At 59.3% G+C, this 25043-nt stretch carries 24 protein-coding genes; 10 read left to right on the top strand and 14 right to left on the bottom strand.

Features of this window, described 5'->3' with window-relative positions; translation table 11 throughout:
* The first annotated feature begins 39 nt into the window (after window positions 1-39).
* Window positions 40-1227, top strand: coding sequence for a C17 cyclopropane fatty acid synthase CfaB (cfaB, locus tag AACY50_RS09145; RefSeq protein ID WP_339431464.1), 1188 nt, complete (start codon window positions 40-42; stop codon window positions 1225-1227).
* Window positions 1228-1262: 35 nt separating this feature from the next.
* Here cfaB and cls read toward each other — a convergent pair whose 3' ends face one another.
* Entirely contained in the window at window positions 1263-2702 is a 1440-nt protein-coding gene (cls, locus tag AACY50_RS09140) for a cardiolipin synthase (protein WP_339431465.1), read from the bottom strand.
* Between the two features lie 131 nt (window positions 2703-2833).
* Between cls and AACY50_RS09135 the strand changes: the two genes are divergently transcribed.
* Window positions 2834-3352 carry a DUF3617 domain-containing protein gene (locus AACY50_RS09135; protein ID WP_339431466.1) on the top strand — a complete coding sequence of 173 codons (519 nt, stop codon included), beginning with the start codon at window positions 2834-2836 and terminating at the stop codon, window positions 3350-3352.
* A gap of 99 nt (window positions 3353-3451) precedes the next feature.
* On the opposite strand, the gene AACY50_RS09130 is transcribed toward AACY50_RS09135, so the two are convergent.
* Genes AACY50_RS09130 through folE2 form a run of 5 tightly spaced genes read right to left on the bottom strand, consistent with a single transcriptional unit; the run spans window position 3452 to window position 7323 of the window.
* Window positions 3452-4012, bottom strand: a complete 561-nt coding sequence (locus tag AACY50_RS09130; RefSeq protein ID WP_339431467.1) for a gamma carbonic anhydrase family protein — start codon at window positions 4010-4012, stop codon at window positions 3452-3454.
* The gene (locus AACY50_RS09125) at window positions 4009-4884 is read right to left on the bottom strand and encodes a metal ABC transporter substrate-binding protein (RefSeq protein ID WP_339431468.1); all 876 of its coding nucleotides are present in this window, start codon (window positions 4882-4884) and stop codon (window positions 4009-4011) included. The genes AACY50_RS09130 and AACY50_RS09125 overlap by 4 nt, the downstream gene beginning before the upstream one ends.
* A gap of 11 nt (window positions 4885-4895) precedes the next feature.
* Window positions 4896-5762 (bottom strand): metal ABC transporter permease, encoded by an 867-nt coding sequence (locus AACY50_RS09120; protein WP_339538468.1) that lies wholly within the window; start codon window positions 5760-5762, stop codon window positions 4896-4898.
* Window positions 5762-6430: a metal ABC transporter ATP-binding protein gene (locus tag AACY50_RS09115; RefSeq protein WP_339538467.1), complete on the bottom strand. Its 669-nt coding sequence runs from the start codon at window positions 6428-6430 to the stop codon at window positions 5762-5764. The genes AACY50_RS09120 and AACY50_RS09115 overlap by 1 nt, the downstream gene beginning before the upstream one ends.
* The gene (folE2, locus tag AACY50_RS09110; RefSeq protein ID WP_339431471.1) at window positions 6427-7323 is read right to left on the bottom strand and encodes a GTP cyclohydrolase FolE2; all 897 of its coding nucleotides are present in this window, start codon (window positions 7321-7323) and stop codon (window positions 6427-6429) included. The genes AACY50_RS09115 and folE2 overlap by 4 nt, the downstream gene beginning before the upstream one ends.
* Before the next feature lie 84 nt (window positions 7324-7407).
* On the opposite strand from folE2, the gene AACY50_RS09105 reads away from it, so the two are divergent.
* A complete protein-coding gene (locus AACY50_RS09105; RefSeq protein WP_339538466.1) occupies window positions 7408-8610 on the top strand; it encodes an N-acetylmuramoyl-L-alanine amidase in 1203 nt (400 codons plus the stop codon).
* Here the strand turns inward: AACY50_RS09105 and AACY50_RS09100 are convergent.
* On the bottom strand, window positions 8607-8984 hold the full coding sequence (locus AACY50_RS09100; protein WP_339431473.1) for a glutamine synthetase: 378 nt from the start codon (window positions 8982-8984) through the stop codon (window positions 8607-8609). The two genes, AACY50_RS09105 and AACY50_RS09100, sit on opposite strands and share 4 nt — an antisense overlap.
* 223 nt (window positions 8985-9207) lie before the next feature.
* On the opposite strand from AACY50_RS09100, the gene zigA reads away from it, so the two are divergent.
* Window positions 9208-10413, top strand: coding sequence for a zinc metallochaperone GTPase ZigA (gene zigA / locus AACY50_RS09095; RefSeq protein ID WP_339431474.1), 1206 nt, complete (start codon window positions 9208-9210; stop codon window positions 10411-10413).
* On the top strand, window positions 10413-11063 hold the full coding sequence (locus AACY50_RS09090; RefSeq protein ID WP_339538464.1) for a DUF1826 domain-containing protein: 651 nt from the start codon (window positions 10413-10415) through the stop codon (window positions 11061-11063). The genes zigA and AACY50_RS09090 overlap by 1 nt, the downstream gene beginning before the upstream one ends.
* Window positions 11064-11067: 4 nt before the next feature.
* On the opposite strand, the gene AACY50_RS09085 is transcribed toward AACY50_RS09090, so the two are convergent.
* Window positions 11068-11424, bottom strand: a complete 357-nt coding sequence (locus AACY50_RS09085) for an NADH:ubiquinone oxidoreductase (RefSeq protein WP_339465146.1) — start codon at window positions 11422-11424, stop codon at window positions 11068-11070.
* Window positions 11425-11452: 28 nt separating this feature from the next.
* Here AACY50_RS09085 and AACY50_RS09080 point away from each other — a divergent pair, with 28 nt between their 5' ends.
* A complete protein-coding gene (locus tag AACY50_RS09080) occupies window positions 11453-12424 on the top strand; it encodes a CobW family GTP-binding protein (protein ID WP_339538463.1) in 972 nt (323 codons plus the stop codon).
* A gap of 1 nt (window position 12425) precedes the next feature.
* Here AACY50_RS09080 and AACY50_RS09075 read toward each other — a convergent pair whose 3' ends face one another.
* A complete protein-coding gene (locus AACY50_RS09075) occupies window positions 12426-12839 on the bottom strand; it encodes a DUF3301 domain-containing protein (protein WP_339431478.1) in 414 nt (137 codons plus the stop codon).
* Between the two features lie 117 nt (window positions 12840-12956).
* Between AACY50_RS09075 and pdxY the strand changes: the two genes are divergently transcribed.
* On the top strand, window positions 12957-13829 hold the full coding sequence (gene pdxY, locus AACY50_RS09070) for a pyridoxal kinase PdxY (RefSeq protein WP_339431479.1): 873 nt from the start codon (window positions 12957-12959) through the stop codon (window positions 13827-13829).
* Window positions 13830-13964: 135 nt separating this feature from the next.
* On the opposite strand, the gene AACY50_RS09065 is transcribed toward pdxY, so the two are convergent.
* Complete coding sequence (locus tag AACY50_RS09065; protein WP_007989648.1) at window positions 13965-14447, bottom strand: acyl-CoA thioesterase; 483 nt, start codon at window positions 14445-14447, stop codon at window positions 13965-13967.
* Window positions 14448-14727: 280 nt separating this feature from the next.
* Between AACY50_RS09065 and AACY50_RS09060 the strand changes: the two genes are divergently transcribed.
* Window positions 14728-16491: a cation:proton antiporter gene (locus AACY50_RS09060; protein WP_339465148.1), complete on the top strand. Its 1764-nt coding sequence runs from the start codon at window positions 14728-14730 to the stop codon at window positions 16489-16491.
* A gap of 21 nt (window positions 16492-16512) precedes the next feature.
* Here the strand turns inward: AACY50_RS09060 and AACY50_RS09055 are convergent, their stop codons facing one another.
* The 4 genes from AACY50_RS09055 to uvrD form a co-directional block, all read right to left on the bottom strand.
* Entirely contained in the window at window positions 16513-16920 is a 408-nt protein-coding gene (locus AACY50_RS09055) for an SMI1/KNR4 family protein (protein WP_339431481.1), read from the bottom strand.
* A gap of 138 nt (window positions 16921-17058) precedes the next feature.
* On the bottom strand, window positions 17059-17925 hold the full coding sequence (locus tag AACY50_RS09050) for a Tim44 domain-containing protein (RefSeq protein WP_339431482.1): 867 nt from the start codon (window positions 17923-17925) through the stop codon (window positions 17059-17061).
* Window positions 17926-18101: 176 nt separating this feature from the next.
* Complete coding sequence (locus AACY50_RS09045) at window positions 18102-18542, bottom strand: EamA family transporter (protein WP_339465150.1); 441 nt, start codon at window positions 18540-18542, stop codon at window positions 18102-18104.
* Between the two features lie 135 nt (window positions 18543-18677).
* Entirely contained in the window at window positions 18678-20861 is a 2184-nt protein-coding gene (gene uvrD / locus AACY50_RS09040) for a DNA helicase II (protein ID WP_339431484.1), read from the bottom strand.
* Between the two features lie 257 nt (window positions 20862-21118).
* On the opposite strand from uvrD, the gene AACY50_RS09035 reads away from it, so the two are divergent.
* Together AACY50_RS09035 and hexR are read left to right on the top strand one after the other, a co-directional pair.
* On the top strand, window positions 21119-23992 hold the full coding sequence (locus tag AACY50_RS09035; protein WP_339465152.1) for a putative bifunctional diguanylate cyclase/phosphodiesterase: 2874 nt from the start codon (window positions 21119-21121) through the stop codon (window positions 23990-23992).
* A 127-nt stretch (window positions 23993-24119) separates the two neighbouring features.
* Entirely contained in the window at window positions 24120-24986 is an 867-nt protein-coding gene (hexR, locus tag AACY50_RS09030) for a transcriptional regulator HexR (protein WP_007962240.1), read from the top strand.
* Window positions 24987-25043: the final 57 nt, after the last annotated feature.

The following is a 25043-nucleotide window of genomic DNA, read 5'->3' as shown; positions in this document are numbered from 1 at the left end:
TACCCTCAGATTTGACTTCTGAAACAGGGGGAGTTTTCCATGCTCGCGCAACTTCCACCGGCCTTACAGAATCTGCAGCTTGCGCTTCGTCTGCGACTTTGGGATGGCCATGAGTTCAATCTCGGGCCATCGCCCAGTGTCACCATCGTGGTCAAGGATCCCCAGATGGTTTCGCAATTGACCCATCCAAGCCTCGATGCGCTGGGGGCGGCGTTTGTCGAGGGCAAGCTCGAACTGGAAGGTTCGATTGCCGAGGTCATCCGTGTTTGTGACGAGTGGAGCAGTGCTTTGTCCGATGAGGATGACGACACCAATCCGGTACGCTCGCTGCACGACAAGGAAACCGACGCCAAAGCCATCTCCTATCATTACGACCTGTCCAACGCGTTCTACCAGCTCTGGCTAGACAGCGACATGGCGTACTCCTGCGCTTACTTTGAGACCGGCAGCGAAACGCTTGAACAGGCGCAACAAGCCAAATTCCGGCATCTATGTCGCAAGCTGCGTTTGCAGCCAGGCGACTATTTGCTGGATGTCGGGTGTGGATGGGGCGGCCTGGCGCGTTACGCCGCCCGGGAGTTCGGCGCCAAGGTGTTGGGCATCACCCTCAGCAACGCGCAACTGGAACTGGCCCGCGAGCGGGTGAAAGCCGAAGGCCTGGAAGACCTGATCGAACTGCAACTGCTCGACTACCGCGATCTGCCCCAGGACGGGCGTTTCGACAAAGTGGTCAGCGTCGGTATGTTTGAGCACGTCGGCCACGCCAATCTCGCCGAATACTGCAAAATCTTGTTTGGCGCGGTGAAGGAGGGCGGTCTGGTGATGAACCATGGCATCACCGCCAAGCACACCGATGGTCGTCCGGTGGGGCGTGGTGCCGGGGAGTTCATCGAGAAATATGTATTCCCCAACGGCGAGCTACCGCACCTGGCAATGATCTCGGGTGAGATCAGCGAAGCCGGGCTGGAGATTGTCGACGTCGAAAGCCTGCGCCTGCATTACGCCCGTACGCTCGATCACTGGAGCGAGCGGCTGGAGGACAACCTCGACGCCGCCGCGAAGCTGGTGCCTGATCAGGCGCTGCGCATCTGGCGCCTGTACCTGGCCGGCTGTGCTTACGCATTTGCGCATGGCTGGATCAATCTGCACCAGATTCTCGCGGTGAAAGCGCACGCCGATGGCAGCCATGAACTGCCCTGGACCCGTGACGACATCTACCACCCTTGATAGCCACCGCTCCCTCAACCTGTAGGAGGGAGCGTTTAGAGAATCGGTGAAATAAGCCGGGCGATCCGCATGCCGAGTTGTTGCAGGCGGTGGATCTTCCGGCTTTCTTCTTTGGCGATCTCAAAGGCTTGCTCGAAATCCTCGTTGAGCATGTGTTCCACGTTGGCGGCAAAATCGCTGTCGACGGTCAGCAGCATCACTTCGAAATTCAGCCGGAACGAGCGGTTGTCCAGATTGGCACTGCCGATGGCGCTGATCTCACTGTCGATCAACACGACTTTCTGATGCAGGAACCCCGGTTGGTAGCGGAATACGCGCACGCCTGCCCGAACCGCTTCAAACGCATAGAGGCTGGAGGCGGCATAGACGATACGGTGATCGGGACGCGAAGGCAGCAGCAAGCGCACATCCACACCGCGTAAAACCGCCAGCCTTAACGCCGCGAATACGGCTTCGTCAGGAATGAAGTAAGGGCTGGTGATCCACACCCGTTCTGTCGCGGCATGAATGGCTTCGACGAAAAACAGGGAACAGGTTTCATAAGCGTCCGCCGGCCCACTGGCGAGCAGTTGGCAGAGCACGCCATCGTCGGGGTACTCATCCGGCAAGATGAGCGGCGGTAACGTTCGCGCGGCCCAGAACCAGTCTTCGGCAAAGGATTCCTGCATGCACGCCACCACCGGGCCTCGCACCTGCACATGGGTGTCGCGCCATGGCGCCAACGGTGGTTTCTCCCCCATGTATTCATCGCCGACGTTATGCCCGCCGACAAACCCGATCACACCATCGACCACGACGATTTTGCGGTGGTTACGGAAATTGACCTGAAAGCGGTTGAGCCAGCCGCTGCGTGTGGCGAAGGCTTTGACTTCGACGCCGCCATCACGCAATGCCTGCACATAGCTATGGGGCAGGGCGTGGCTGCCGATGCCGTCGAAGAGCAAATGGATGGTCACGCCTTCGGCGGCTTTCTTGAGCAGCAAATCGCGCAGGCGTTGGCCGAGACGGTCGTCATGAATGATGAAGAACTGGATCAGTACCGCCTCGCGGGCTTGATCGATGGCATGGAAAATTGCATCGAAGGTGTCTGTGCCATTCACCAACAACTGTACTTGGTTGTTTGCCAGGCACGGCATGCGGCCCAGTTTGGGCATGGCGCGTAGCGAGGCGTAGGCATTCGAGGCGCGGGCAGTCAGGGCTTCTTCTACCCATGGACGCCAGTTCAGCTCGGAGATGGCCTGGCGCATCTGTTCGTTGGCCTGGCGTCGCGCCTTGATGTACCCATCGAATGTGCTGCGTCCGAACACCAGGTAAGGAATAAGCGTCAGGTAGGGAATGAAGATCAGTGACAATGCCCAGGCGATCGAGCCCTGAGCCGTGCGCACGGTCAACACCGCATGAATCGCGGCGATCAATCCGAGGGTGTGTATCAGGGCGATCATATAACCGAAAATGTGCGGTCCAAAATAATCCATGGGGCAGCCTTGCTCCGCAAGATTCAATGCTTAACAGACCATGTTCTATCGCGAATGTCGCTATTTAATTGGTGCATGAACCGAAGCAATCGGCTGACGTCTAACGGCCACTACTGATCAGGAGTTTATCGATGAACGTTCGTCTGCTGGGTTTGGCGCTGGGCCTGGGTTTGGCAATGCCGGTGATGGCTCAGGCGCAGATGCTGCAGCCGGGGCTGTGGGAAATGACCTCGAGCAATGTGAAAGTCGATGATCAACCGATGGATGTGCAATCGATCCTTGGCCAACTCCAGGGACAGATGACTCCCCAACAGCGGGCAGCGCTGGAAAAGAACGGGATCAATATTGGCGGTAAAGGCATCCGCGCCTGCCTGACGCCGCAGCAAGTGGCGACCGATGATATTCCGTTGGCTGATCCGCAATCGGGCTGCAAACAGCAGATCACCGAGCGTAGCGGCAACCAATGGAAATTCCGCTTCAGTTGCCCGAGAGCGCAGGGCACTGGCGTGGCCACGTTCCTCAGTGATCGTGAATTCACCACGGTCGCCAACGGTACGTTCAACGCCATCGGTATCAATCAGAAGGGCAGTCTGGAAACCCGCGCGGTATGGCTGGGCCAGGATTGCGGCGCCGTAAAACCAAGAGCTTAAATGCTTCGCGAGCAAGCCCGCTGCCACCGGTCTAGTGTTGACCTTGTGGCAGCGGGCTTGTTCGTAAACGCGTCTTTAAAGCCTTATCAAAATGAGGGGTCAGAACTCGTTCTGTAGGGCTTTGTAGCCGCGCACCAGATCGACGTTGGTACGCGCCACGTCTTCGGAAAACTCTGAGGCGCTGACACTCACCGGCGTGAATAACGACAGGTCGGTGTTCGGGCCGATGCGGGTGGTGGAGGGCACATAGAACGCGTCTGGCAAATCGCGGCCATCGACCACGGAGTTATGGCGTACCACGCAGCCACTGCCAACCACGCAGTTGAACAACACGCTGTTGAAGCCGATGAATACCCGGTCGCCGACCACGCACGGGCCGTGCACGATCGAGCGGTGGGCGATGGAGCTGAACTCGCCGATGGTCACCGCGGCACCGGATTTTGAGTGGATCACTACACCGTCCTGAATGTTCGAATTGGCGCCGATGGTGATCGGCTCCATCCCGCCCGATGCATCCACCTCGTCCGCACGGATGACCGCGTACGGGCCGACGAAGACGTTTTCGCCGATCACCACTTTGCCGCAGATGATCGCGGTTTTGTCGACATAGGCCGATTCGGCAATGTGCGGTAAATCACCTGAAGGATTTTTGCGGATCATGGTCGGCTCAGCGCGTCGTAAAGGGTGTTGAGGTTGTATTCGAACAAGCCGGTGAAGGTGCTGGCCGGGCCACTCGCGGCGAGGGCGTCCGAGTAAAGCGTGCCGCCGATGTGCGCGCCGCTTTCGTCGGCGATCTGTTTGAGCAGGCGAGCGTCCTTGATGTTCTCCATGAACACCGCTTTGACGTGGGCCTGGCGGATCTGGGTGATCAGTGCCGCGACTTCTGCGGCGGACGGTTCGCGCTCGGTCGACAGCCCCTGGGGTGCCATGAAGTCGATACCGTAGGCCTGACCGAGGTAACCGAAGGCATCATGGCTGGTGACGATCTTGCGATTGCCCGGCGGTAGCGAACCCAGTTTGGCCTTGGCTTCGGCGAGGAGGGCGTAGATGTGCGTCAGGTAGGTTTTGCTGTTGCGCTCGTAATCGGCTTTGTTCGCCGGGTCAGCCGCGATCAGTGCCTTGGTGATGTTGGCGATGTACAGCTCAGTGTTGGCCAGATTATGCCAGGCGTGCGGGTCGGGAACGGTCTCGCCGTCCTCATCCAGCGAACGTGGAATCACGCCGTGACTGGCACTGACGACCGGGGCTTTGGTCTCAGTGCTGGTCACCAGACGATCCAGCCATGGTTCAAAACCGAGCCCGTTCTTGATGATCAGTTTGGCCGTGAGCAGGGCTTTGGCATCGTCCGGTGTCGGCTCATAGGTGTGTGCGTCAGCGTCCGGGCCGACCATGTTGGTGATCTGGATATGCTCGCCGCCGACCTGATGCACCATGTCGGCGAGGATGCTGAAGCTGGTGACCACTGGCAATTTTTCTGCCGCCGACAACGACATCGATAGCATCAGGCTGAACAGCACGAGTAGAGCGCGCATCGGGAAACACCTCATTGGGATGTGAGCAAAGGCGGGCGGCGCAACAAGCCGTGCACCGGTCCGAACACCACGGACAGCAGATAACCTGTCCCGGCGACCAGTACGATGGCGGGGCCGCTGGGCAGTGAGTAATAGAACGACAGCAACAAACCGAGCCATACCGACAGGCAACCCAGGGTTGCTGCAACGGCGATCAGGATGGGGAGGCGTCGACTCCAGAATCGTGAAGCCGCAGCGGGAAGCATCATCAGCCCGACCACCATCAGCGCACCGATCGCCTGGAAGCCGATCACCAGATTCAGTACAACCAGCGTCAGAAACACACCATGGGCGAGCGGGCCGAGGCGGCTGACGGTTCGCAAAAATAGAGGGTCGAGGGTATCGAGCAGCAGCGGTTTGTAGATGAGCGTCATGGCCATCAGGCTCAGCGCCGAGACCCACAACATGCCATTGAGCGTTGGTCCATCGACGGCCAGGGCCGAGCCGAACAGCAGGTGCAAAAGGTCGAGGCGTTTGCCGGCCACGCCAAGAATGAGTACGCCGGCGGCCAAGGAGATTGGATAGATCGCCGCCAGGCTGGCGTCTTCGCGCAGGCCCGTGAGTCGGGTGATCCATGCGGCGAGACCGGCCATGGTCAAACCGGCACCGAGGCCGCCGAGTGTCAGCGCGGGCAGACTCAGGCCGGCGAACCAGAAGCCCAATGCGGCGCCGGGAAGGATGCCGTGGGCGACGGCGTCACCAATCAGGCTCATGCGCCGCAAGATCAGAAACACACCCAGGGGGGCGGTGCTGCAGGCCAATACCAGCCCGCCTAACAAGGCGCGACGCATGAAGACGAACTCGCTGAACGGCTGCCAGAAGTGGGCGACGGTGAGCATCAGGCTACCTGCGTATGAGGTGTTTGCCGGATCAGTTCGGCGCTCGGACCGTAGACGCAGCCAGTGTTTTTGATCAGCAAGGTTTGGGGGATGTGTTGGCGCACGGCGCTCAGGTCATGACACACCACGACGAGTGTGCGTCCCTCTGCATGCCATGCGTGGATGTGTTGCCAGAGTAACTGCTGACCGAGTTCATCGAGTGCGGCGTGGGGTTCGTCCAGCAGTAGCACAGGTGTGTCCGTCAGGCTAAGTCGAGCGAGCAGGGCGCGTTGTAATTCGCCGCCCGATAGCGCCATGAGTGGACGGCGCTCGAGTCCACCAAGGTGCCAGTTTTCCAGTGCGGTTTTGAGGCGCTGGGCGCGCAATGTTGTCGACAGTCTGCGTCCCCAGAATCCGGCGGCCACGAGCTCCTCCAGGCTAATCGGGAATTGCCGATCCAGATGCTGTTGTTGTGGGAGGAAGGACAGTCCGCTCTGCCGTGGAACGCTCAGGGTGACGTGGCCTGCCAGGGGTTTTTGCAGGCCCGCAATCACTTTCAACAAACTGCTTTTGCCGCAGCCGTTGGCGCCAATGATCGCGGTAAGACTGCCTGTTTCGAATTCCAGACTCAGAGGCGAAGTCAGCGGCTGGCCGGGTGCGCCCCAGCTCAAGGATTGGCAGCGGATCATGTGTTCTCCCGGTGCCAACGACTTTCGGCGACGGCGTCATGGGCGTGCAGACTTTCTGCGTGAATCACTCGCAGGTGAAAGGCGTTGACGCCCGGTGAGCGGCGTAAGGCCAGATTCAGTCGGCGAGCGGCGTCTTCGCAGAACATCAGATTCTGTCCATTGGCCAAGGCGAAGGCTTGTTCGTCAGCACGTTTCACAGCGGTTTGGACGGCGGTGCCGAGGGCTGCTTCAGCATCGTTGATAATCGTGCTCATCGGCAGCTCATCGATAAATTCATCGAGTTGCAGGTGCAATTGCGCAGTGCTGCGTTGGCTGTGTGGCGTGGCGACGATGCCTTTGTTCGTACCGAGCCAAGACAAAACGTCGGCGTGTTGCAGCGGTTTGTTAGCGAAGTCATCAATGAATTGTTGCTGGATCAGTTGCCTCGCCAGTGCTGCAGAGCAAGGGCACGTCGAGGAATATTGCACGTCAATTTTGAGTTCCACGTGGAACATTTCGTTTTTCAGGCTGGCTGAAAGGGTCACTGGGTAGGATCGCCACCCGGCCAGCGGGCTCACCAAAGCGGGGCGTTTCAATAGCAGATCGGTGTGGATATTCAGGTAGGCATTTTTGGATAAGCCGTCATGGCTATCGAGAAAATGACGGAGTATTTGGCGCAAAAAACCGGGGGAGAGGTTTGTGTGTTCGAGGGCCGCTAACGACACATAGAGTCGCGACATATGAATGCCGCGTGCTTCACCGTCATCGAGACTCACACCGGCATCCGCCTTGGCGCTCAGACGTTGGCCTTCCAGCAACACGGGTAACTCAATGCCGCACATGCCCACCCATTCGAGGGGTAAAGCTTGGCGAGCCGTCTGCGCGGCGATATCCGGGAGTGTCATCGAATTCATGTTCGGGGCCATCGTGTTGATTGAATTAGATGTTACATTATAACAATTCAAATCACGATGCCTTTTTCATGAACAGGCTTTCATATGCACAGACGTCACTTGCTCAATTTGATTCTGGCCAGTGCGGCCTTCGCCCTCCCTTTCAGCGTGTCAGCTACGCAAATCCGCAACGCTCGACTCTGGCGTTCAGATGAAAAGCTGCGTTTGGTCTTCGATTTAAGCGGACCGGTACGCTACAAAACCTTCACGCTCAGTGCTCCGGAGCGGCTCATTATTGATTTCAGTGGGGCCAGTGTCAGCGCAGATTTCAGTCAGTTAGCGTTAAAAAACACCGTAATTCGATCTATCAGATCCGGCGTTTTTGGCCGTGGCGATACGCGGATTGTTCTCGATTTGAGCCGTCCTGTACTGCTGAACAGCTTCCTTCTGGCGCCACAGGAGGGTCAGGGGCATCGGCTTGTGTTGGATTTGGTCAGCGCCAAGCAGTCCCTTGCCGCGCCAATGGTTCCACGTGAAACATCCTTGGATAAGGTTCATCCAAAGCGCGACATCATCGTGGTTGTCGACCCTGGGCATGGTGGGAAGGACCCTGGTGCAGTCGGCGCCAAGGGAGAGCGGGAAAAGGATGTGGTGTTATCCATCGCGAAGTTGCTCGCCAAACGTCTGAAAAAAGAGAAAGGTTTTGACGTGAAGCTGGTGCGCAACGACGACTTCTTCGTGCCTTTGCGCAAGCGTGTCGAGATCGCTCGTCAGCACAAGGCCGACATGTTCATTTCGGTACACGCCGATGCGGCGCCGCGTCTGACGGCCTCTGGCGCGTCGGTGTATTGCCTGTCTGAAGGTGGCGCGACATCAGCGACTGCCCGCTTCATGGCGCAACGCGAAAACGGTGTCGATCTGCTCGGCGCCACCAGCCTGCTTAATCTAAAAGACAAGGACCCGATGCTCGCCGGGGTGATTCTCGACATGTCGATGAACGCGACGATCGCAGCTAGTTTGCAGCTTGGGAAAACGGTTCTCGGCAGTCTTGCAGGCATTACTACGCTGCACCAAAAGCGCGTCGAGCAAGCAGGCTTCGCGGTTTTGAAATCGCCAGATGTGCCCTCGATCCTGGTGGAAACCGGCTTTATTTCCAACGTGCGTGACAGTCAGCGGCTGGTCACGACGCGGCATCAACAGGCCGTCGCTGATGGTTTATTTGACGGGCTGCAGCGCTACTTTGAAAAAAATCCGCCCATCGACAGCTACCTCGCGTGGCAGCAGACCCGGCAAAAAACGCAGGCCTAGCAGCCGGTGATTCGGCTACAAGTGAACTTCGCGCTGCTACCGCCCGAACTGGAGAAGCGGTTGATAGTCGTCCAACCAACCCGACGGGTATAGCCCACCCAGGCTTCCCCGTCGGAGGCGACGCCGGTGAAGAACGTCAGTTGACCGAACCGACTGTTGGTTTGCGCCCAGTAACGCTGGCTGCTTTTTTCAAAGCCGCGCAGATAGAGCGTGTTGCCTACCGTATTGACGCTATAGGCGTTGCCATCGGCATCGACGCAGGCCAGCAGATTAGCGCTGCGTGTGCACTTGGCGAGCTCCGGAATTTGCGCGCAAACGCTGCCTGTCGTTAACAGCGTGAGGCTCAATAGCGAGCATTTCAGCGCATTTTTCATAGCGTTTCCCGGGCGTGAGAGGGGTTGCAGCTTCCTGCTCTTCGTCGTTTTGGGCAAGAGGCGGGCTGGTCTATTCATGTTGTTATAATATAACATTAGTTTGAACTGAGCCTGAGCCGGCCGATTTCAAGCGTTCACCTTCCACGAACCTGTCGTGTGGGGGCTAGAAAACGTTATGCGCAACCAATGCGTTGATCGGCTGCTATCTAATGAGGATTATCCAATGTCAGCCGAATTGCCCGTCACCGTACTTTCCGGATTTCTTGGCGCCGGTAAAAGTACACTTTTGAATTACGTACTACGTAATCGAAACGGTTTGCGCGTCGCCGTCATCGTCAATGATATGAGCGAAATCAACATTGATGGCAGCGAAGTCCAGCGCGATGTCAGCCTGAACCGCGCCGAAGAAAAACTCGTGGAAATGAGTAACGGCTGTATCTGCTGTACGTTACGTGAGGACTTGCTTGAGGAAGTCAGCAAGCTCGCCCGTGATGGCCGCTTCGATTACTTGTTGATCGAGTCAACGGGGATCTCCGAGCCACTGCCGGTGGCGGAGACCTTCACCTTCCGCGATGAGCAGGGACAGAGCCTCGCTGACATCGCCCGTCTCGACACCATGGTCACAGTCGTCGACGGCATGAATTTTCTCCTCGACTACCAGGCCGCCGAAAGCCTTGCCTCCCGTGGTGAAACCCTCGGTGAGGAGGACGAGCGCTCCATCACTGATCTGCTCATTGAGCAAGTCGAGTTCGCCGACGTGTTGCTGATCAGCAAGATCGATCTGATCAGCCAGAGCGAGCGCGAACAACTGATCGCCATCCTCAAACGCCTCAATGCTCAGGCCGAAATAATCCCGATGGTCATGGGCGAAGTGCCGTTGGACAAAATTCTCAACACGGGTCGTTTCGATTTTGAAAAAGCTGCGCAAGCCCCCGGTTGGTTGCAGGAGCTGCGCGGTGAGCACGTCCCGGAAACGGATGAATATGGCATCGCCTCTACCGCCTATCGCGCGCGCCGCCCCTTCCACCCGCAGCGTTTTTACAACTTCATTGATCGTCCGTGGCTCAACGGCAAATTGCTGCGTTCCAAAGGCTTCTTCTGGCTGGCGAGCAAGCCTGCTGACGCGGGCAGTTGGTCCCAGGCCGGTGGTTTGATGCGCCATGGTTTTGCCGGACGCTGGTGGCGTTTCGTGCCGAAAAACCAATGGCCGCAGGATCAGGACAGTACCGCCGCGATCATGGAAAACTGGACCGCCAGCGTCGGAGACTGCCGTCAGGAGTTGGTGTTTATCGGTCAGAACATCGATTTCGTGCAGCTTTCTGCAGAACTCGACGAGTGTTTGCTGACCGATGATGAAATGGCGATCGGCGTCGAAGGTTGGCGATCGATGCCGGATCCGTTCGGTCCCTGGCATGAAGAGGCCGCCTGATGCTTGCGCTCAACATGTTGCAAAACTGCACCCGCTATCAGCATCAGGGGCCCACGCCCAAAGTGCTGGCACGCATTCTTGAGGACGAAACAAACCTCGCGGTCTGGCAGCGGCAACTACCGCTGCACATCGCTGATTTCGCTGATTTGCTATTGTCACTCAACGAACCCTTGGCGGAGTCGCTGTGCCTGGATATCGCTGATGAAGAGGCCGAGCCGGATCTCACCGGGTTGGCGGGCGGATTTCGCGATCTGCAGGGTTACGAGGGCTTTATCGCAGACCTGAAGTGGCTGGTCAGCGCCTTCGCGTGTCTGCTCGGCGCCCGGCGTATCGGCTTGCGTCTGCGGGTGCTGGATAAGGCCATGTGTCCGCGTTTTCACGTTGATCATGTGCCGGTACGGCTGATCACCACGTATGCGGGTGTCGGCAGTCAATGGCTCAAAGAAGGCACGATGGATCGTCAGCAACTGGGCCAGGCGAATTCGCAGCCGCAAGACTCGGCACAGATCCAGCAACTGGCCAGCGGTGAAGTCGCGTTATTCAAGGGCGAAAAGTGGCACGGCAATGAAGGTTTTGGCTTGATTCATCGCTCGCCCCAGCCGGCGGCCGGCGAGCGTCGGCTGATTCTGACCCTCGACTGGCTCGGCTAACGCTTCAAGGCTTGAGCCATTTGCCTTGGCTCTGCCCCTCGCAATAGGGCTGTAGATAAGCGGCATCCGTGGCCACGCCGTAATAGTGAGTATCCTGGCGATAGGGCATATTGGCGACTTGCGCGTTGCTGCACACGCCGAAGGCTCCGGTCGGGCACTGGTCGAGGTACTGCACCTCGACTTTTTGCCCGGCCAACGTGGGTTGGCAGAAGCCGTCGTTGAACAGTTTTTCCGGGATGTTGCGGTTCTGCTGGCAGACTTTGACGTCGAGCCGCTCGCTCTGGCTGTGCACCACGCAGGCCTGGGCCAACACTTCGCTCGACACCAGCATCAGCAACAACGACCATCCCCTCCAACGCATCTTCACTCTCCTCAGAAAATTCCCGGCCATGTTGCAGAACATTCCTACCCATGTCATCGCCGGCCCTTTGGGCGCCGGCAAGACCAGCCTGATTCGCCAGCTCATGGCGCAACGACCGGTCGGTGAACGCTGGGCCGTGCTCATCAACGAGTTCGGTCAGATCGGCCTGGACGCTGCGCTGTTGACTCGCGACGGCGATGGTATCGCACTGGGTGAAGTGGCCGGAGGCTGTTTGTGTTGCGTGAATGGTGCGCCGTTTCAGGTCGGCCTTGGACGTTTGCTGCGCAAGGCCAAACCGGATCGGCTGTTTATCGAGCCTTCCGGGCTGGGCCATCCCGCGCAGTTACTTGAACAGCTGAGCGAAGCGCCATGGCAGGGCGTACTGGCGATACAACCGTGTGTGCTGGTGCTGGATGCCCAGTCGCTCAACGCGGGGAAAGCGCTGCCGACAGCGCAACAGCAAGCGTTGGCCCGTGCCGGTTTACTGTTGCTGAACAAGGCTGAAGGCCTGGATGGGAGCGCCCGCCAGAAAATTGCCAGTCAGTTGCCGCCCGTCAGGCTGATCTGGACGCAACAGGCGCAACTGCCCTTGAGCGAACTGCCGGGCCTGGCCGTGCAAGCGGTGGCGGGTGTGGATAACTGGGTCGCGCCCAAAGGATTGGCGCAGATGCCGGCGGTCTGGAGCGATCCGACGCTACCGATTTGCCTGAGTCGGGCACAGGAGGGCGGTTGGAGCATGGGGTGGCGCTGGCATCCGAGCCAGACGTTCGATCAGCAGCGAATGGCTGTTTGGCTTCAAAGCCTTGTCTGGGCCAGGGCCAAACTGGTTATCCACAGCGCCGACGGTTGGTTTTCGGCAAATGCTCTGGATAACGCCGAGCTGACTTGGCAAACCAGTGAATGGCGAAAGGATTCGCGAATCGAGCTGATCTTCGCCGACTCGCAGAATATCGATCAACTGCAGGCAGGGTTGGCGCAGTGCCGGACTCAGGCGAGCTGACTCACGGCTTCCATTTGGTGTGTTCCTGCCGCCACTGACTCAGTTCGATCACTTCGGCGCGAGGCTTGTGGACTTCGACCACGGGCGGCGTATCGTCGAACGGCGCCGGGTAGGGTGCCAGTTCGATCTGCGCGCTGTGGGCGCCAAACTGGGTGATGGTGCCGTTGTGGCGGGTTTCGCCGGTCACCGTGAATTCGAAGGTGTACACCCGCGCCAGACGTCGGCGACCGTTGGCGTCCTTGATCAAGCCGATCTTCTTGAGCGCAACGTTGCCGTCGAGCAACTCGACGCGCACGTTCAGGCAATGCTGCTTGACCCGCTCCAGCGCTCGCTCGCGCAAGCCGTGGTTGTGCCAAAGCCACGCGCCGGCAGCGGCAAACAGCATCAACACAAAGATGTTTTCGAGGGTCAGCATCAACATCAAACTCCAAAAGATGGCGTCAGCTTAACTGCGTCGCCGGTCTGTCGTACAGACTGCGTTTCGTCGCATACTGCGCGGCTTGAATTTCAATCGTTTTACGGAAAAACCCGAATGAAACGTACGCCTCATCTGCTCGCCATTCAGTCCCATGTGGTGTTTGGCCACGCCGGTAACAGTGCAGCGGTTTTCCCGATGCAGCGGGTCGGGGTGAATGTCTGGCCACTCAACACCGTGCAGTTCTCCAACCACACCCAATACGGTCAGTGGGCTGGTGAAGTGCTGTCGCCTCAGCAGATTCCCGAACTGGTCGAAGGCATCGCTGCGATTGGCGAACTGGGCAACTGCGATGCGGTGCTCTCGGGGTATCTGGGCAGCGCCGCACAGGGGCGGGCGATTCTCAGCGGCGTTGCGCGCATCAAATCGGTCAACCCGAAGGCGCTCTATCTGTGTGATCCGGTGATGGGGCACCCGCAGAAGGGTTGCAGCGTGCCGACGGAGGTCAGCGACTTCTTGTTGGAAGAGGCGGCCGCGGTGGCGGACATTATGTGTCCGAACCAACTGGAACTGGACAGCTTCTCCGGGCGCAAGCCGCAGTCCTTGTTCGATTGCCTGGCGATGGCGCGGGCATTGTTGGCGCGCGGGCCGAAAGCGGTGCTGGTCAAACATCTGGATTACCCGGGTAAACCGGCGGATGGCTTCGAGATGTTGTTGGTGACTGCCGAGGGCAGTTGGCATCTGCGCCGTCCGTTGCTGGCGTTCCCGCGCCAGCCGGTGGGCGTGGGCGATCTGACGTCCGGTCTGTTCCTGGCGCGGGTGCTGCTGGGCGACAGCCTGGTGGCCGCGTTCGAATTCACGGCGGCGGCGGTGCATGAAGTGTTGCTGGAGACTCAGGCGAGCGCCAGTTACGAACTGCAACTGGTGCGGGCGCAGGACCGAATTGCGCATCCGCGAGTGAAGTTCGAGGCTACGGCGATCAGTCTGTAAGACCGCATCGCGCCCATTCGCGAGCAAGCCCGCTCCCACATTCGACCGCGTTCTCATGGGAGCGCTGCGATTAAATGCAGGAGCGGGCTTGCTCGCGAAGGCTATCTGTAAAGCGACATCGTCCCAAAGGATCGATCAGGCGTCGCCCTTGATGTCCTGGTAACGCTTCTCCAGCTCCTGACGAATCTGCCGGCGCTGCTGGGCCTGCATGTAACGACGCTTGTCTTCACTGTTCTGGGGTTGCAGTGGCGGCACGGGCGCCGGCTTGCGCTGATCATCCACCGCGACCATGGTGAAGAAGCAACTGTTGGTGTGGCGCACCGAGCGTTCGCGGATGTTCTCGGTCACCACTTTGATGCCGACTTCCATCGACGTGTTGCCGGTGTAGTTGACCGAGGCGAGGAACGTCACCAGTTCACCGACATGGATCGGCTCGCGGAAAATCACCTGATCCACCGACAGGGTCACCACATAGCGGCCGGCATAGCGGCTCGCGCAGGCGTAGGCCACTTCGTCGAGGTATTTGAGCAGGGTGCCGCCGTGGACATTGCCTGAGAAGTTGGCCATGTCGGGGGTCATCAGTACCGTCATCGACAGCTGGGCGTTTCCGGGTTCCATAACGTTCTCACGGATCAAGGCTGGATTGCTGGAAGCACCTCTGCGGGTGCCTGGTCACTTTTCAAAAGTGCCGTTATCGGGACGCCGGGCGACAGGTCGCCGTCACGCCGGGATCGTTCTGTTTCCATATATTGCACTGCCTTCCAGCCCGAAGTCGCGGTGCTACCCTGCAAAAACCCGCGTAAAAAGGCCGTTCCCACAACAAACGCGGATTTTTCCGAGCACCCTCAGACCTCTCTGGCGTCTGACTGCGCGCTTGGCCAATCAAGGAGCCCACGCCATGCATGCCATCAGCTTTATTCAGGATCTGGCGGTGATCATGTTGGTCGCTGGCGTGGTAACTGTCCTGTTTCACCGGTTCAAGCAACCGGTGGTGCTCGGTTACATCGTTGCCGGTTTCATCATCGGCCCACACACCCCGCCGTTCGGCTTCATCCACGACGAAGAAACGATCAAGACCCTCGCCGAACTGGGGGTGATTTTCCTGATGTTCTGCCTGGGCCTTGAGTTCAGCCTGCGCAAGCTGTTCAAGGTCGGCGCCACGGCGTTTATCGCGGCGTTCCTCGAAATCGTCCTGATGATCTGGATCGGCTATGAGATTGGTCGCTGGTTTGACTGGAGCACCATGGACTCGCTGTTTCTCGGCGCGATCCTGGCAATCTCCTCGACCACCATCATCGTCAAGGCGCTCAATGATCTGAAAATGAAGAACGAGCGCTTCGCGCAGTTGATCTTCGGTGTGTTGATCGTCGAAGACATCCTCGGCATCGGCATTATTGCCCTGCTGTCGAGCATCGCCGTCAGCGGCACGGTGAGCTCCGGCGAAGTGTTCTCCACGGTCGGCAAGCTGTCGCTGTTCATGATTGTTGCGCTGGTGATCGGCATTCTGTTGGTGCCACGCTTGCTGGCTTACGTCGCCAAATTCGAAAGCAACGAGATGCTGCTGATCACCGTGCTGGGCCTGTGTTTCGGCTTTTGCCTGCTGGTCGTCAAGCTCGAATACAGCATGGTGCTGGGCGCATTCCTGATCGGCGCAATCATGGCCGAGTCACGGCAACTGCTGAAAATCGAACGGCTGATCGAGCCGATTCGTGATCTGTTCAGCGCGATCTTCTTTGTGGCCATCGGCCTGATGCTCGACCCGATGATCCTGCTGCAATATGCGTGGCCGATTGCGGTCATCACCGTCGCCGTGGTGCTGGGCAAGATGCTGTCCTGCGGCCTCGGCGCCTTTATCGCCGGCAATGACGGACGCACCTCACTGCGGGTAGGGATGGGGCTGTCACAGATTGGCGAATTTTCCTTCATTATCGCGGCACTGGGCATGACTTTGCAGGTGACCAGTCACTTCCTTTATCCGGTTGCCGTGGCAGTGTCGGTGATCACTACACTGCTGACGCCTTATCTGATTCGCGCCGCTGATCCGCTGTCGATCAAGCTGTCTGCCGCCATGCCGCAACGTCTCTCGCGAGTGTTCGGGATGTATGGCGAATGGCTGCGCAGCATTCAGCCGCAGGGCGAGGGCGCGATGCTGGCGGCGATGATTCGGCGGATTCTGTTGCAGGTCGGGGTCAATCTGGCGCTGGTGATTGCGATCTTCTTCACCGGCGCATTCTTTGCCGGACGTCTGTCGGTCTGGATGCAGGAGTGGATCAGCGATCCGAGCTGGCAGAAAGCATTGATCTGGGGTGGAGCGCTGCTGGTGTCGCTGCCGTTCTTGATTGCGGCGTACCGCAAGCTCAAGGCGCTGTCGATGTTGCTGGCGGAGATGGGCGTGAAGCCGCAGATGGCTGGGCGTCACACGCAGCGAGTGCGCCGGGTGATCTGCGAAGTGATCCCGATTCTCTCGCTGCTGGTGATTTTTCTGCTGCTGGCAGCCTTGTCGGCCAGTATTTTGCCGACCAACAAGTTGCTGGTGCTGATCGCCGTGGTCGCGGCCGCCGTGGCGGCGCTGCTCTGGCGCTGGTTCATCCGCGTGCACACGCGGATGCAGGTGGCCTTGCTGGAAACCCTCGACAATCACAAGGAGTCGTCGGGGCACTGACCACTCGGGGCGCTTGGCCGATCAGCTTTCCAGCCAGACGTCCCGCGCCCAGTGCCACACCGATTCCCAGGTTTCTTCGGCAACCAGCTCTTCTTCGGCCTGCCACAGCACCACTGTGCCGTCTTCCTCGACACAGTAGTAGTCGTCGCCGTCCTGACAGATCGGGATCAGGCTGCGATCAACACCGACATCCCAGGCGTTGGCGGCAACCTCCGGCAAGTAAGTGTGGGATTGTGGGTCGGTCACGGTCACGGGTTCCAGGCTGCCGTAAACCACATCGCTGACGGTCAGCAAAAACTCTTTGAAGACAAACGGAATATCGATGAACAGTTGTTCTTCGATTTCGACCAGCAGATCTTCGTCAGGCAACTCCAATGGAACCGGTACGGGTTCGTTGGCTTCGCGCAGTTGTTCGATGATTTCTTCCACGTCCGGGATCCTCTTGCTTGAATGGCGCGGTTTATATGGGCCGGTTTATACAGTAGCTCGCTATAGATGCAACCGTGAAATAGAAAAACCCCGGACGAGTCCAGGGTTTTCATAAGCGCATGCTTGACGCAGAGGGTATCAGCCGTTCTGGCGGATACCGGCGACCAGCCAAGGCTGGTTGTCGCCCTGCGGACGTTCCATGTTCCAGCTTTCGCTGAACACTTCGCCCTGGTCGAAACGCGAAGTCTTCGACACACCGCTGAAAGTCAGGGTGGCGATAGTCTTGTCGGCACGGTCATCGACGCCGTCCAGTTGCACCTGGAGGTTGTCGATGTAGGTCGACTGGAACGCGTCGCCCAGATCCGCACGCTCACGCTTGAGGAACTCGAGCATTTGCGGGGTCACGAACTCGGCGATCTTGTCCATTTCGTTGGCATCCCAGTGCTGCTGCAGCGACTGGAAGTGGCTGCGCGCAGCTTCAAGGAAGTTCTGTTCGTTGAACCAGGCCGGCGCGTTGATTACCGGACGGGCGGCAGCCGGTGCAGCCGAACCACCGAAGATCGAACCCATGGCCGCAGGCTTTTGCTCGAACGTTTCACGCTGCATCGGCGCGCCGGCCGGAGCGAATTGCTCTTGCTGCTTGCGGCGACGAGCGGCGATGAAACGGAAGATCACGAACGCGATCAAGCCCATGATCAGGATGTCGAAGATCTGCATGCCCTGGAAGCCGCCACCCATGAACATGGATGCGAGCAGGCCACCGGCGGCAATGCCGGCCAGAGGGCCGAGCCAGCGCGAAGCACCGCCGGCCTTGGCAGCGGCGCCAGCGGCACCGGCAGTCGCCGCAGCGCCGCCCATGCCTGAGGAAGAGGGAGCCATCTGGCTGGTCTGGTGCGTCGGCGCAGCGCCGGCGCTTTTGCCACCACCAAAGCGCTTGGCGTTGGCGTCGAGGCTCATCGTCAGGCCGATGCACAACGCCATGGCGATGCTAAGAAAACGTTTCATAAAGGGAATACCCGTTTGTGGAGACACGCGCGCCATGTTGCACAGCTGAAGTGTTACTGGCTAGCGAGAGAGTGTTTCGGGCTTTTGCCTGACAGGTTACGTTCAGCTTGGTCCAGGCAATAAGGCTATGTACTTTTGTCTGTAGGAAATCGGGATGGGTTCAGTGAGAAATTTGCTCAGCGACGAAACGCCAGCATCACCACACCGGCCGTAATCAGACCGACTCCACCCCATTGACGCAGGTCGAGTTTCTCGCCCAGCAGGATCACGCCGAGCACTGCCACCAGCACCACGCTGAGCTTGTCGACTGGAGCCACCAGCGAGGCCGGGCCGACCTTTAGCGCCCGGAAATAGCACAGCCAAGATGCGCCGGTGCCCAGGCCGGATAACAGCAGGAACAGATAGCTCTTGGCGGATATTGATCCCAATGACTGATATTGGCCCGTGGCGTACAAAATCAAGGCCAGGCTGACCAGTACCACGATGGTGCGCAGGAGGGTGGCGAAGTCGGAATTGACGTTTTCGATGCCGACTTTAGCGAAGATCGCCGTCAACGCGGCGAAAGTGGCCGAGAGCAGTGCCCAGAATGTCCAGGAGGAAAAGAAGCCTGAGCCCATGTGGCTATCCCGATGATTAGCGCCAGCCCCTGTGGGGAGCGAGCTTGCTCGCGATCAGGGCGTGTCAGCCAACGCAGTGTTGAATGAAAGACCGCTTTCGCGAGCAAGCCCGCTCCCTCAGGGACGCCGTAAGGCTTATATGGCTTCGAGCTTCGCGTAGCCCAACATCAGCCACTTGCTGCCTTCGCCGAAATTCACCTGCACCCTGGCCTGAGCGCCGGCGCCTTCGAAATTCAGGATCACCCCGTCGCCAAAGATCGAGTGACGCACGGTCTGGCCGAGGCTGAAGCCGGTTTCCGGAATTTCGCTGCCGCTGAACAGGTTGCTGCCACTCATCGACTGGTTGCCGCCAAATGGTCGGCTGACGCTGTTCGACAAGCGCACTTCCTGAATCAGACCCTTCGGCACTTCTCGTACGAAACGCGACACCTTGTTGTAGGTTTCGCTGCCGTACAGGCGTCGGGTTTCAGCATAGGTCATCACCAGATTCTGCATCGCCCGGGTGATACCGACATAGGCCAGACGCCGTTCTTCCTCAAGGCGTCCCGGTTCTTCCAGGCTCATCTTGTGCGGGAACAGGCCTTCTTCCATACCCACCAGGAACACGTAAGGGAATTCCAGGCCTTTGGCGCTGTGCAGGGTCATCAACTGAATGCTGTCTTCATGCTCATCGGCCTGAGTGTCGCCGGCCTCTAGCGAAGCGTGGCCGAGGAATGCCGCCAGTGGTGACAGTTCTTCGTCTTCTTCGGTGGTCTCGAAGTTGCGTGCAGCGCTGACCAGTTCTTCAAGGTTTTCCACCCGGGCCTGGCCTTTCTCGCCTTTTTCCGCTTCGTGATACGCGATGAGGCCGGATTGCTCGATGACGGTCTGCGTCATCAGATGCAGCGGCATCTCCATGCATTTGGCGGCGAGGTTCTCGATCAGCTCGATAAACGCCCCCAACGCGCCAGCCGCCCGACCGGTCAGGCCTTTATTGGCGACCAGTTGGCGCATGGCTTCCCACATCGACACATCGCTGTGGCGCGCATGCTCGCGGATTGCTTCGACGGTTTTCTCGCCGATGCCGCGGGCCGGGACGTTGATCACCCGCTCCAGTGCCGCATCGTTGCCGCGACCTTCCAGCAAGCGCAGATAGGCCATGGCGTTTTTGATTTCCGCCCGCTCGAAGAAGCGCTGGCCGCCGTAAATGCGATACGGAATGCGTTCGCGCAGCAAGGCTTCTTCCAGAACGCGCGATTGGGCATTGGAGCGGTACAGAATCGCGATATCGCTGCGTGCCAGGCCGGTTTTCAGCGCACTTTCGATGGTTTCGACAACGTAGCGTGCTTCGTCGTGTTCATTGAACGCGGCGTACAGATTGATCGCCTCGCCATCGCCGCCGTCGGTCCACAGCTCTTTACCCAGGCGTCCGGTGTTGTTGGCGATCAGGGCGTTGGCGGCCTTTAGGATGCCGGCGGTGGAGCGGTAGTTCTGCTCCAGGCGAATGGTCACCGAATCCGGGAAGTCGGAGGAGTACTGATGAATGTTTTCGATTTTCGCGCCGCGCCAGCCGTAGATCGACTGGTCGTCATCGCCAACCACCATCAGGCTGTCGCCGCCCTTGCCCAGCAGACGCAACCAGGCGTACTGCACGGCGTTGGTGTCCTGGAATTCGTCCACCAGAATGTGCCGGAAACGCTTCTGATAATGCGCCAACAGGCCCGGATGATCGCGCCACAGGTCGAGTGCGCGCAGCAGCAGCTCAGAGAAGTCGATGACGCCGGCACGCAGGCAAGCCGCCTCGTAGGCCTCATAGATGCTGCGCATGGTTGCCAGGTACAGATCGCCGCTGGCCTGAATGTGTTTGGGACGCAGACCTTCGTCTTTCTGCCCATTGATGAACCACTGGGCCTGACGGGCCGGCCAGCGTTGTTCGTCCAGACCCAGCTCGCGAATCACTCGCTTGACCAGCCGCTGCTGATCGTCGCTGTCGAGAATCTGGAAAGTCTGGCTCAAGCCCGCTTCCTGCCAGTGTGCCCGCAGCAAGCGGTGCGCCAGGCCGTGGAAGGTGCCGACCCACATGCCCGCCGGGTTGATACCCAGCAACTGCTCGATGCGATGACGCATCTCGGCAGCGGCCTTGTTGGTGAAGGTCACCGACAAAATGGAGTGGGGCGAGGCGTTTTCGACCTGGATCAACCAGGCGATACGGTGCACCAGCACTCGGGTTTTACCGGAGCCAGCACCGGCCAGGACCAACTGACGGCCAACGGGGGCCGCTACGGCCTGGCGTTGGGCATCGTTGAGGGAGTTCAGCAGAAGGGAGAGATCATCGCGCATCGGGGCATTCTAGGGCGCGCCGCAGGCCCGGGCAAACCGAGCTTTGCATTAGCCGATGAAAGTCCTGCCAGTGACGACCGGTCGGTCACTGCCTACAGGCGTCAGCCCGCCTCGCTTTGCGGGTTTTTTCAGTGGCGAGGGGGCGAAAAGTTTCCGTGAAATTATGATCTGGAGCAGTTTGGCAACAGGATCGGCTTGTGTATGCTCCGTCCACGTTTCGGGCGCACGCCCTCCTTATAAGAACAAGAACGTTGCCCATGACCCTCAGCTCCGAACTGTCGGGCCCCTCTGTGGAACCCCGGGTTATTCGCCGGCATTACGCCACCGAAATGGCGGTCGAGCGCACACGCCTGCTGTATCAGGGCTCTTTATTGCCCACGCTGTTCATGTTGATCAATGGTCTGGTCTGCGCCGGTTTGCTCTGGAGCCCGCAGCGTTACTTCGTGGTCAGCGTCTGGCTGGTGTGGTTGCTGTTGCTGGTCGCATTACGGGTGATTCAGGTGGCCGCGTTCGATTCGGCGATTCCCCATCGTCAAGCCCAGCCGATCTGGTTCCGGATGTTCCTGATCGGCTCGACCATGACCGGCCTGACCCTGGCCGGGGCTGGCATCGCTCTGGTGCCGGCCGACAATTTCATGCAGCAAGCCTGGGTGTTCGGCCTGATCGGCGCCGCGACCCTCTCGGCCAGTGTTGCCTATGCCGTGAGCCTGCCGGCGTTCTTGTCCTTTACCTTGCCGTGCCTGCTGCCGGCGATCGGTTTTCTGTTCTGGGGCGGCGATGAGCAGGCGCGCGGCTGGGGTTGGCTGGGGCTGATCCTGCTGGGTTCGCTGAGCGTGGTGGCGTGGCAGGTCAATCGTCTGATCGATCGCGGTTTGCTGCGACGCTTCCAGAATCAGCACCTGATCGAACACCTGCAACAGACGCAGTCGCGCAGCGAGCAACTCAATCAGGAGCTGGCCAGGGAAATCGAGCACCGTCGCTGTGCCGAGGGCCAATTGCGCGAAGCGCAGGTCGAACTGGAAGACCGCGTCGCCCAGCGCAGTCGTGAACTGGACGCCGCTAACCAGGCGTTGAGCAAAAGCGAGGCGCGCCTGGCACTGGCGTTGAAAGCCAGTGAGTTGGGGCTGTGGGACTGGAATCTGCAAACCGACGAAGTCCATCACACGCAGATTCAGGAGCTGTTCGGCCTCGCCCCGGAATACGTCACAGCGATCCTGCGCGACCTCAAGCCGCGGCTGCACCCGCAAGACCTGCCGGTGCTCAAACACGCGCTGATCGAGCATTTGAAGGGCCGCACCGAGGACTACCAGATCGAATACCGCGTGCGTCACGGCGACGGCCACTGGGTGTGGATCGAGGACCGTGGTCGCGCCGTTGAGCGCAGCGAGAGCGGGCGGGTGATCCGCATGCTCGGCACGCGCCGCGACATCAGCGCCAGTAAACACCTTGAAGAACAGCAGCGACTGGCGGCGACCGTGTTTGAAGCGGCCAGCGAAGGCATCGTGATTCTCGATCCGAACTACGCGCTGATCGCGATCAATCAGGCCTTCAGTCGGGTCACGGGGTACGACATCGACGACATGCTGGGGCGTAACGTCGTCGAGTTGCCGTGCAGCCGCGATGCCCGCCGCCATTACGTTGCGATCCGCCATGCGCTGGAACAGCACGGCAGTTGGCAGGGCGAACTGGTGGAGACCCGCAAGAACGGTGAGCTGTATCCGCAGTGGCTACAACTTAACGCGGTGCGCGATAGTCGGGGAAATGTCAGCCATATCGTGGGCTTTTTCGCCGATCTGTCAGCACGGCGCGAATCCGAAGAGCGCATGCGTTATCTGGCCCATTACGACGAACTCACAGGTCTGGCCAACCGCTCGCTGTTCCGCGAACGCCTGCACGAAGCGCATCAACGGGTGCGGCAGGGCGGGCGACGCAGTCTGGCGCTGCTGCACATCAATCTGGATCGCTTCAAACTGCTCAATGACAGTCTGGGTCACGAAATCGCTGACCAGTTGCTGCAAAAAATGGCGCGACGGTTGGTTAATGCCTTACCGGAAGCCGACACCATTGCCCGGTTGTCCGGCGACGAATTTGCGGTGCTCTTCGATGCCTACGGCAACCTGTCGAGTCTGGCCCGAGTGGCCACGCGATTGGCGGCCAAACTGCGCCTGCCGCTGACGGTCGAAGGCCATGAGTTGGTGGTCAGTGCATCGATGGGCATCAGCATGTTGCCGGACAATGCGCGGGAGATTTCCGCGCTGCTCAGTCAGTCGAACATGGCCATGCAACATGCCAAACATTTGGGCGGCAACAACTTCCAGTTTTATACCGACAGCTTGCAGGCCAGCACCCTTGAGCGCTTGCAACTGGAAAACCAGTTGCGCAAAGCCATCGAAGAGCAGCAGTTGAAGGTGTTCTACCAGCCCAAGCTGTGCCTGGAGACCGGGCGCCTGAATGCGGCGGAAGCGCTGGTGCGCTGGGATCATCCAACCATGGGCCGAGTGCCGCCGGGGGACTTCATCGGTCTGGCCGAAGAAACCGGACTGATCGGGCCGATCGGCGAATTCGTGCTGCGCCAGGCCTGCTGGCAGGCGTGCGAATGGCAGCGTCAGGGGCTGGCGCCGATCCGTGTTTCGGTGAACCTGTCGGTGCACCAGTTGCGCCAAGGCAAACTGGTCAGTCTGGTGCGCCAGGTGCTGGAAGAAACCGGGCTGGCGCCGCACTACCTCGAACTGGAACTGACCGAGAGCCAGTTGCTCGACAGCGTCGAACACATCATCGCGACCTTCCAGCAACTGCGCGATCTGGGGGTGAAACTGGCGATTGATGATTTCGGCACAGGCTATTCGTCGCTCAGTTACCTCAAGCGCATCCCGGTGGATTACGTGAAGATCGATCAGGCGTTTATCCGGGGTTTGGGGGAGGGCAGTGAAGACGCGGCGATCACCCGGGCGATCATCGCCATGGCCCATGGGTTGTCGCTGAAAGTGGTGGCCGAGGGGGTCGAGCGGCAGGAGCAACTGGAATTTTTGCGTGCCGAGCGTTGCGATGAAGTGCAGGGTTATCTGATCAGTCGACCGGTGGAAGCTGCCGATCTGGCCGGGCTTTTGCGCGAACAGGACAATACGTTTTAAGGGCTACATGTATGCCATCGCGCCTGATATGGGGGCATGGAGTTACGCATTGAGCAGGCAAAAAGCCGATTCATGTAGTATAACTACAAGCTTGCTACATCCCCGACCATAAGAAGAGTCCAGCCCCGTGAATCTGCTGCAACACATCGCCCAATCACGTCACCTGTTACGCAAGTCGGAGCTCAAGGTCGCCGACCACGTGCTGCTTGACCCTGCGGCGGTGATGCACAGTTCCATGGCCGACCTGGCCCACAGCGTCGGCATCAGCGAGCCAACCATCGTGCGTTTTTGCCGTGCCATCGGTTGCTCCGGGTTTCAGGATCTGAAACTCAAACTGGCGCAGAGCCTGGCCGCCGGTGCCAGTTTCGGCCAGTTCGCGATCCATGAGGACGACTCGGTCGCCGATTACAGCCTGAAGATTTTCGACACGACGTTGCACACCCTGATGGAGGTTCGCGAGAAGCTCGATCCGGTGGAACTGCAGCGCGCAGTGACGCTGATGTCCCAGGCCCAGCGCGTCGAGTTCTATGGCTTTGGCGCATCGGGCGCCGTGGCGGCGGACGCGCAGCACAAGTTCTTCCGCTTGCTGCTGACGGCGGCGGCGTATTCCGACCCGCACATGCAAGCGATGTCGGCGGTGACGTTGAAGCCGACCGACGTGGCGATCTGCATTTCCCAGTCCGGGCGTTCGAAGGATTTGCTGATTACTGCCAACCTGGTGCGCGAGAGCGGCGCGTCACTGATCACGTTGTGCCCGAGCCAGACGCCGTTGGCTGAATTGTCCACGGTCAATCTGGCGATCGATGTGCATGAAGACACCGAAATCTATACGCCGCTGACTTCGCGCATTGCGCATCTGGTGGTCATCGACGTCTTGGCGATGGGCGTGGCCATGGCGCGGGGGCCGAGTCTGGTCAACCACCTCAAGAGCGTGAAGCGCAGCCTGCGCAGCTTGCGGCTCTCACCAAAAGCTGTGAAAGCCTTAGACGACTAAAGCAAGGTCGCGCCCACATTTGATCCCCAGGACACAAGAGGTGTGTCCGCGGCAGAT

This window comes from Pseudomonas sp. RA_15y_Pfl2_54 (assembly GCF_963971015.1).
Taxonomy (GTDB): domain Bacteria; phylum Pseudomonadota; class Gammaproteobacteria; order Pseudomonadales; family Pseudomonadaceae; genus Aquipseudomonas; species Aquipseudomonas baetica_A.
This window is presented reverse-complemented; position numbering and strand designations above follow the sequence as displayed.

Coding starts and splice junctions, on each gene's coding strand:
- folE2 (WP_339431471.1), bottom strand. CDS start 7,323: ATGAATTCGATGACACTCCCGGATATCGCCGCGCAGACGGCTCGCCAA.
- AACY50_RS09120 (WP_339538468.1), bottom strand. CDS start 5,762: ATGCTCACCGTCGCCCACTTCTGGCAGCCGTTCAGCGAGTTCGTCTTC.
- AACY50_RS09050 (WP_339431482.1), bottom strand. CDS start 17,925: ATGAAACGTTTTCTTAGCATCGCCATGGCGTTGTGCATCGGCCTGACG.
- cfaB (WP_339431464.1), top strand. CDS start 40: ATGCTCGCGCAACTTCCACCGGCCTTACAGAATCTGCAGCTTGCGCTT.
- AACY50_RS09080 (WP_339538463.1), top strand. CDS start 11,453: ATGTTGCAGAACATTCCTACCCATGTCATCGCCGGCCCTTTGGGCGCC.
- zigA (WP_339431474.1), top strand. CDS start 9,208: ATGTCAGCCGAATTGCCCGTCACCGTACTTTCCGGATTTCTTGGCGCC.
- AACY50_RS09085 (WP_339465146.1), bottom strand. CDS start 11,424: ATGCGTTGGAGGGGATGGTCGTTGTTGCTGATGCTGGTGTCGAGCGAA.
- AACY50_RS09065 (WP_007989648.1), bottom strand. CDS start 14,447: ATGGAACCCGGAAACGCCCAGCTGTCGATGACGGTACTGATGACCCCC.
- AACY50_RS09035 (WP_339465152.1), top strand. CDS start 21,119: ATGACCCTCAGCTCCGAACTGTCGGGCCCCTCTGTGGAACCCCGGGTT.
- pdxY (WP_339431479.1), top strand. CDS start 12,957: ATGAAACGTACGCCTCATCTGCTCGCCATTCAGTCCCATGTGGTGTTT.
- AACY50_RS09105 (WP_339538466.1), top strand. CDS start 7,408: ATGCACAGACGTCACTTGCTCAATTTGATTCTGGCCAGTGCGGCCTTC.
- AACY50_RS09075 (WP_339431478.1), bottom strand. CDS start 12,839: ATGCTGACCCTCGAAAACATCTTTGTGTTGATGCTGTTTGCCGCTGCC.
- AACY50_RS09135 (WP_339431466.1), top strand. CDS start 2,834: ATGAACGTTCGTCTGCTGGGTTTGGCGCTGGGCCTGGGTTTGGCAATG.
- uvrD (WP_339431484.1), bottom strand. CDS start 20,861: ATGCGCGATGATCTCTCCCTTCTGCTGAACTCCCTCAACGATGCCCAA.
- AACY50_RS09130 (WP_339431467.1), bottom strand. CDS start 4,012: ATGATCCGCAAAAATCCTTCAGGTGATTTACCGCACATTGCCGAATCG.
- AACY50_RS09060 (WP_339465148.1), top strand. CDS start 14,728: ATGCATGCCATCAGCTTTATTCAGGATCTGGCGGTGATCATGTTGGTC.
- AACY50_RS09100 (WP_339431473.1), bottom strand. CDS start 8,984: ATGAAAAATGCGCTGAAATGCTCGCTATTGAGCCTCACGCTGTTAACG.
- AACY50_RS09125 (WP_339431468.1), bottom strand. CDS start 4,884: ATGCGCGCTCTACTCGTGCTGTTCAGCCTGATGCTATCGATGTCGTTG.
- AACY50_RS09090 (WP_339538464.1), top strand. CDS start 10,413: ATGCTTGCGCTCAACATGTTGCAAAACTGCACCCGCTATCAGCATCAG.
- AACY50_RS09045 (WP_339465150.1), bottom strand. CDS start 18,542: ATGGGCTCAGGCTTCTTTTCCTCCTGGACATTCTGGGCACTGCTCTCG.
- AACY50_RS09115 (WP_339538467.1), bottom strand. CDS start 6,430: ATGATCCGCTGCCAATCCTTGAGCTGGGGCGCACCCGGCCAGCCGCTG.
- cls (WP_339431465.1), bottom strand. CDS start 2,702: ATGGATTATTTTGGACCGCACATTTTCGGTTATATGATCGCCCTGATA.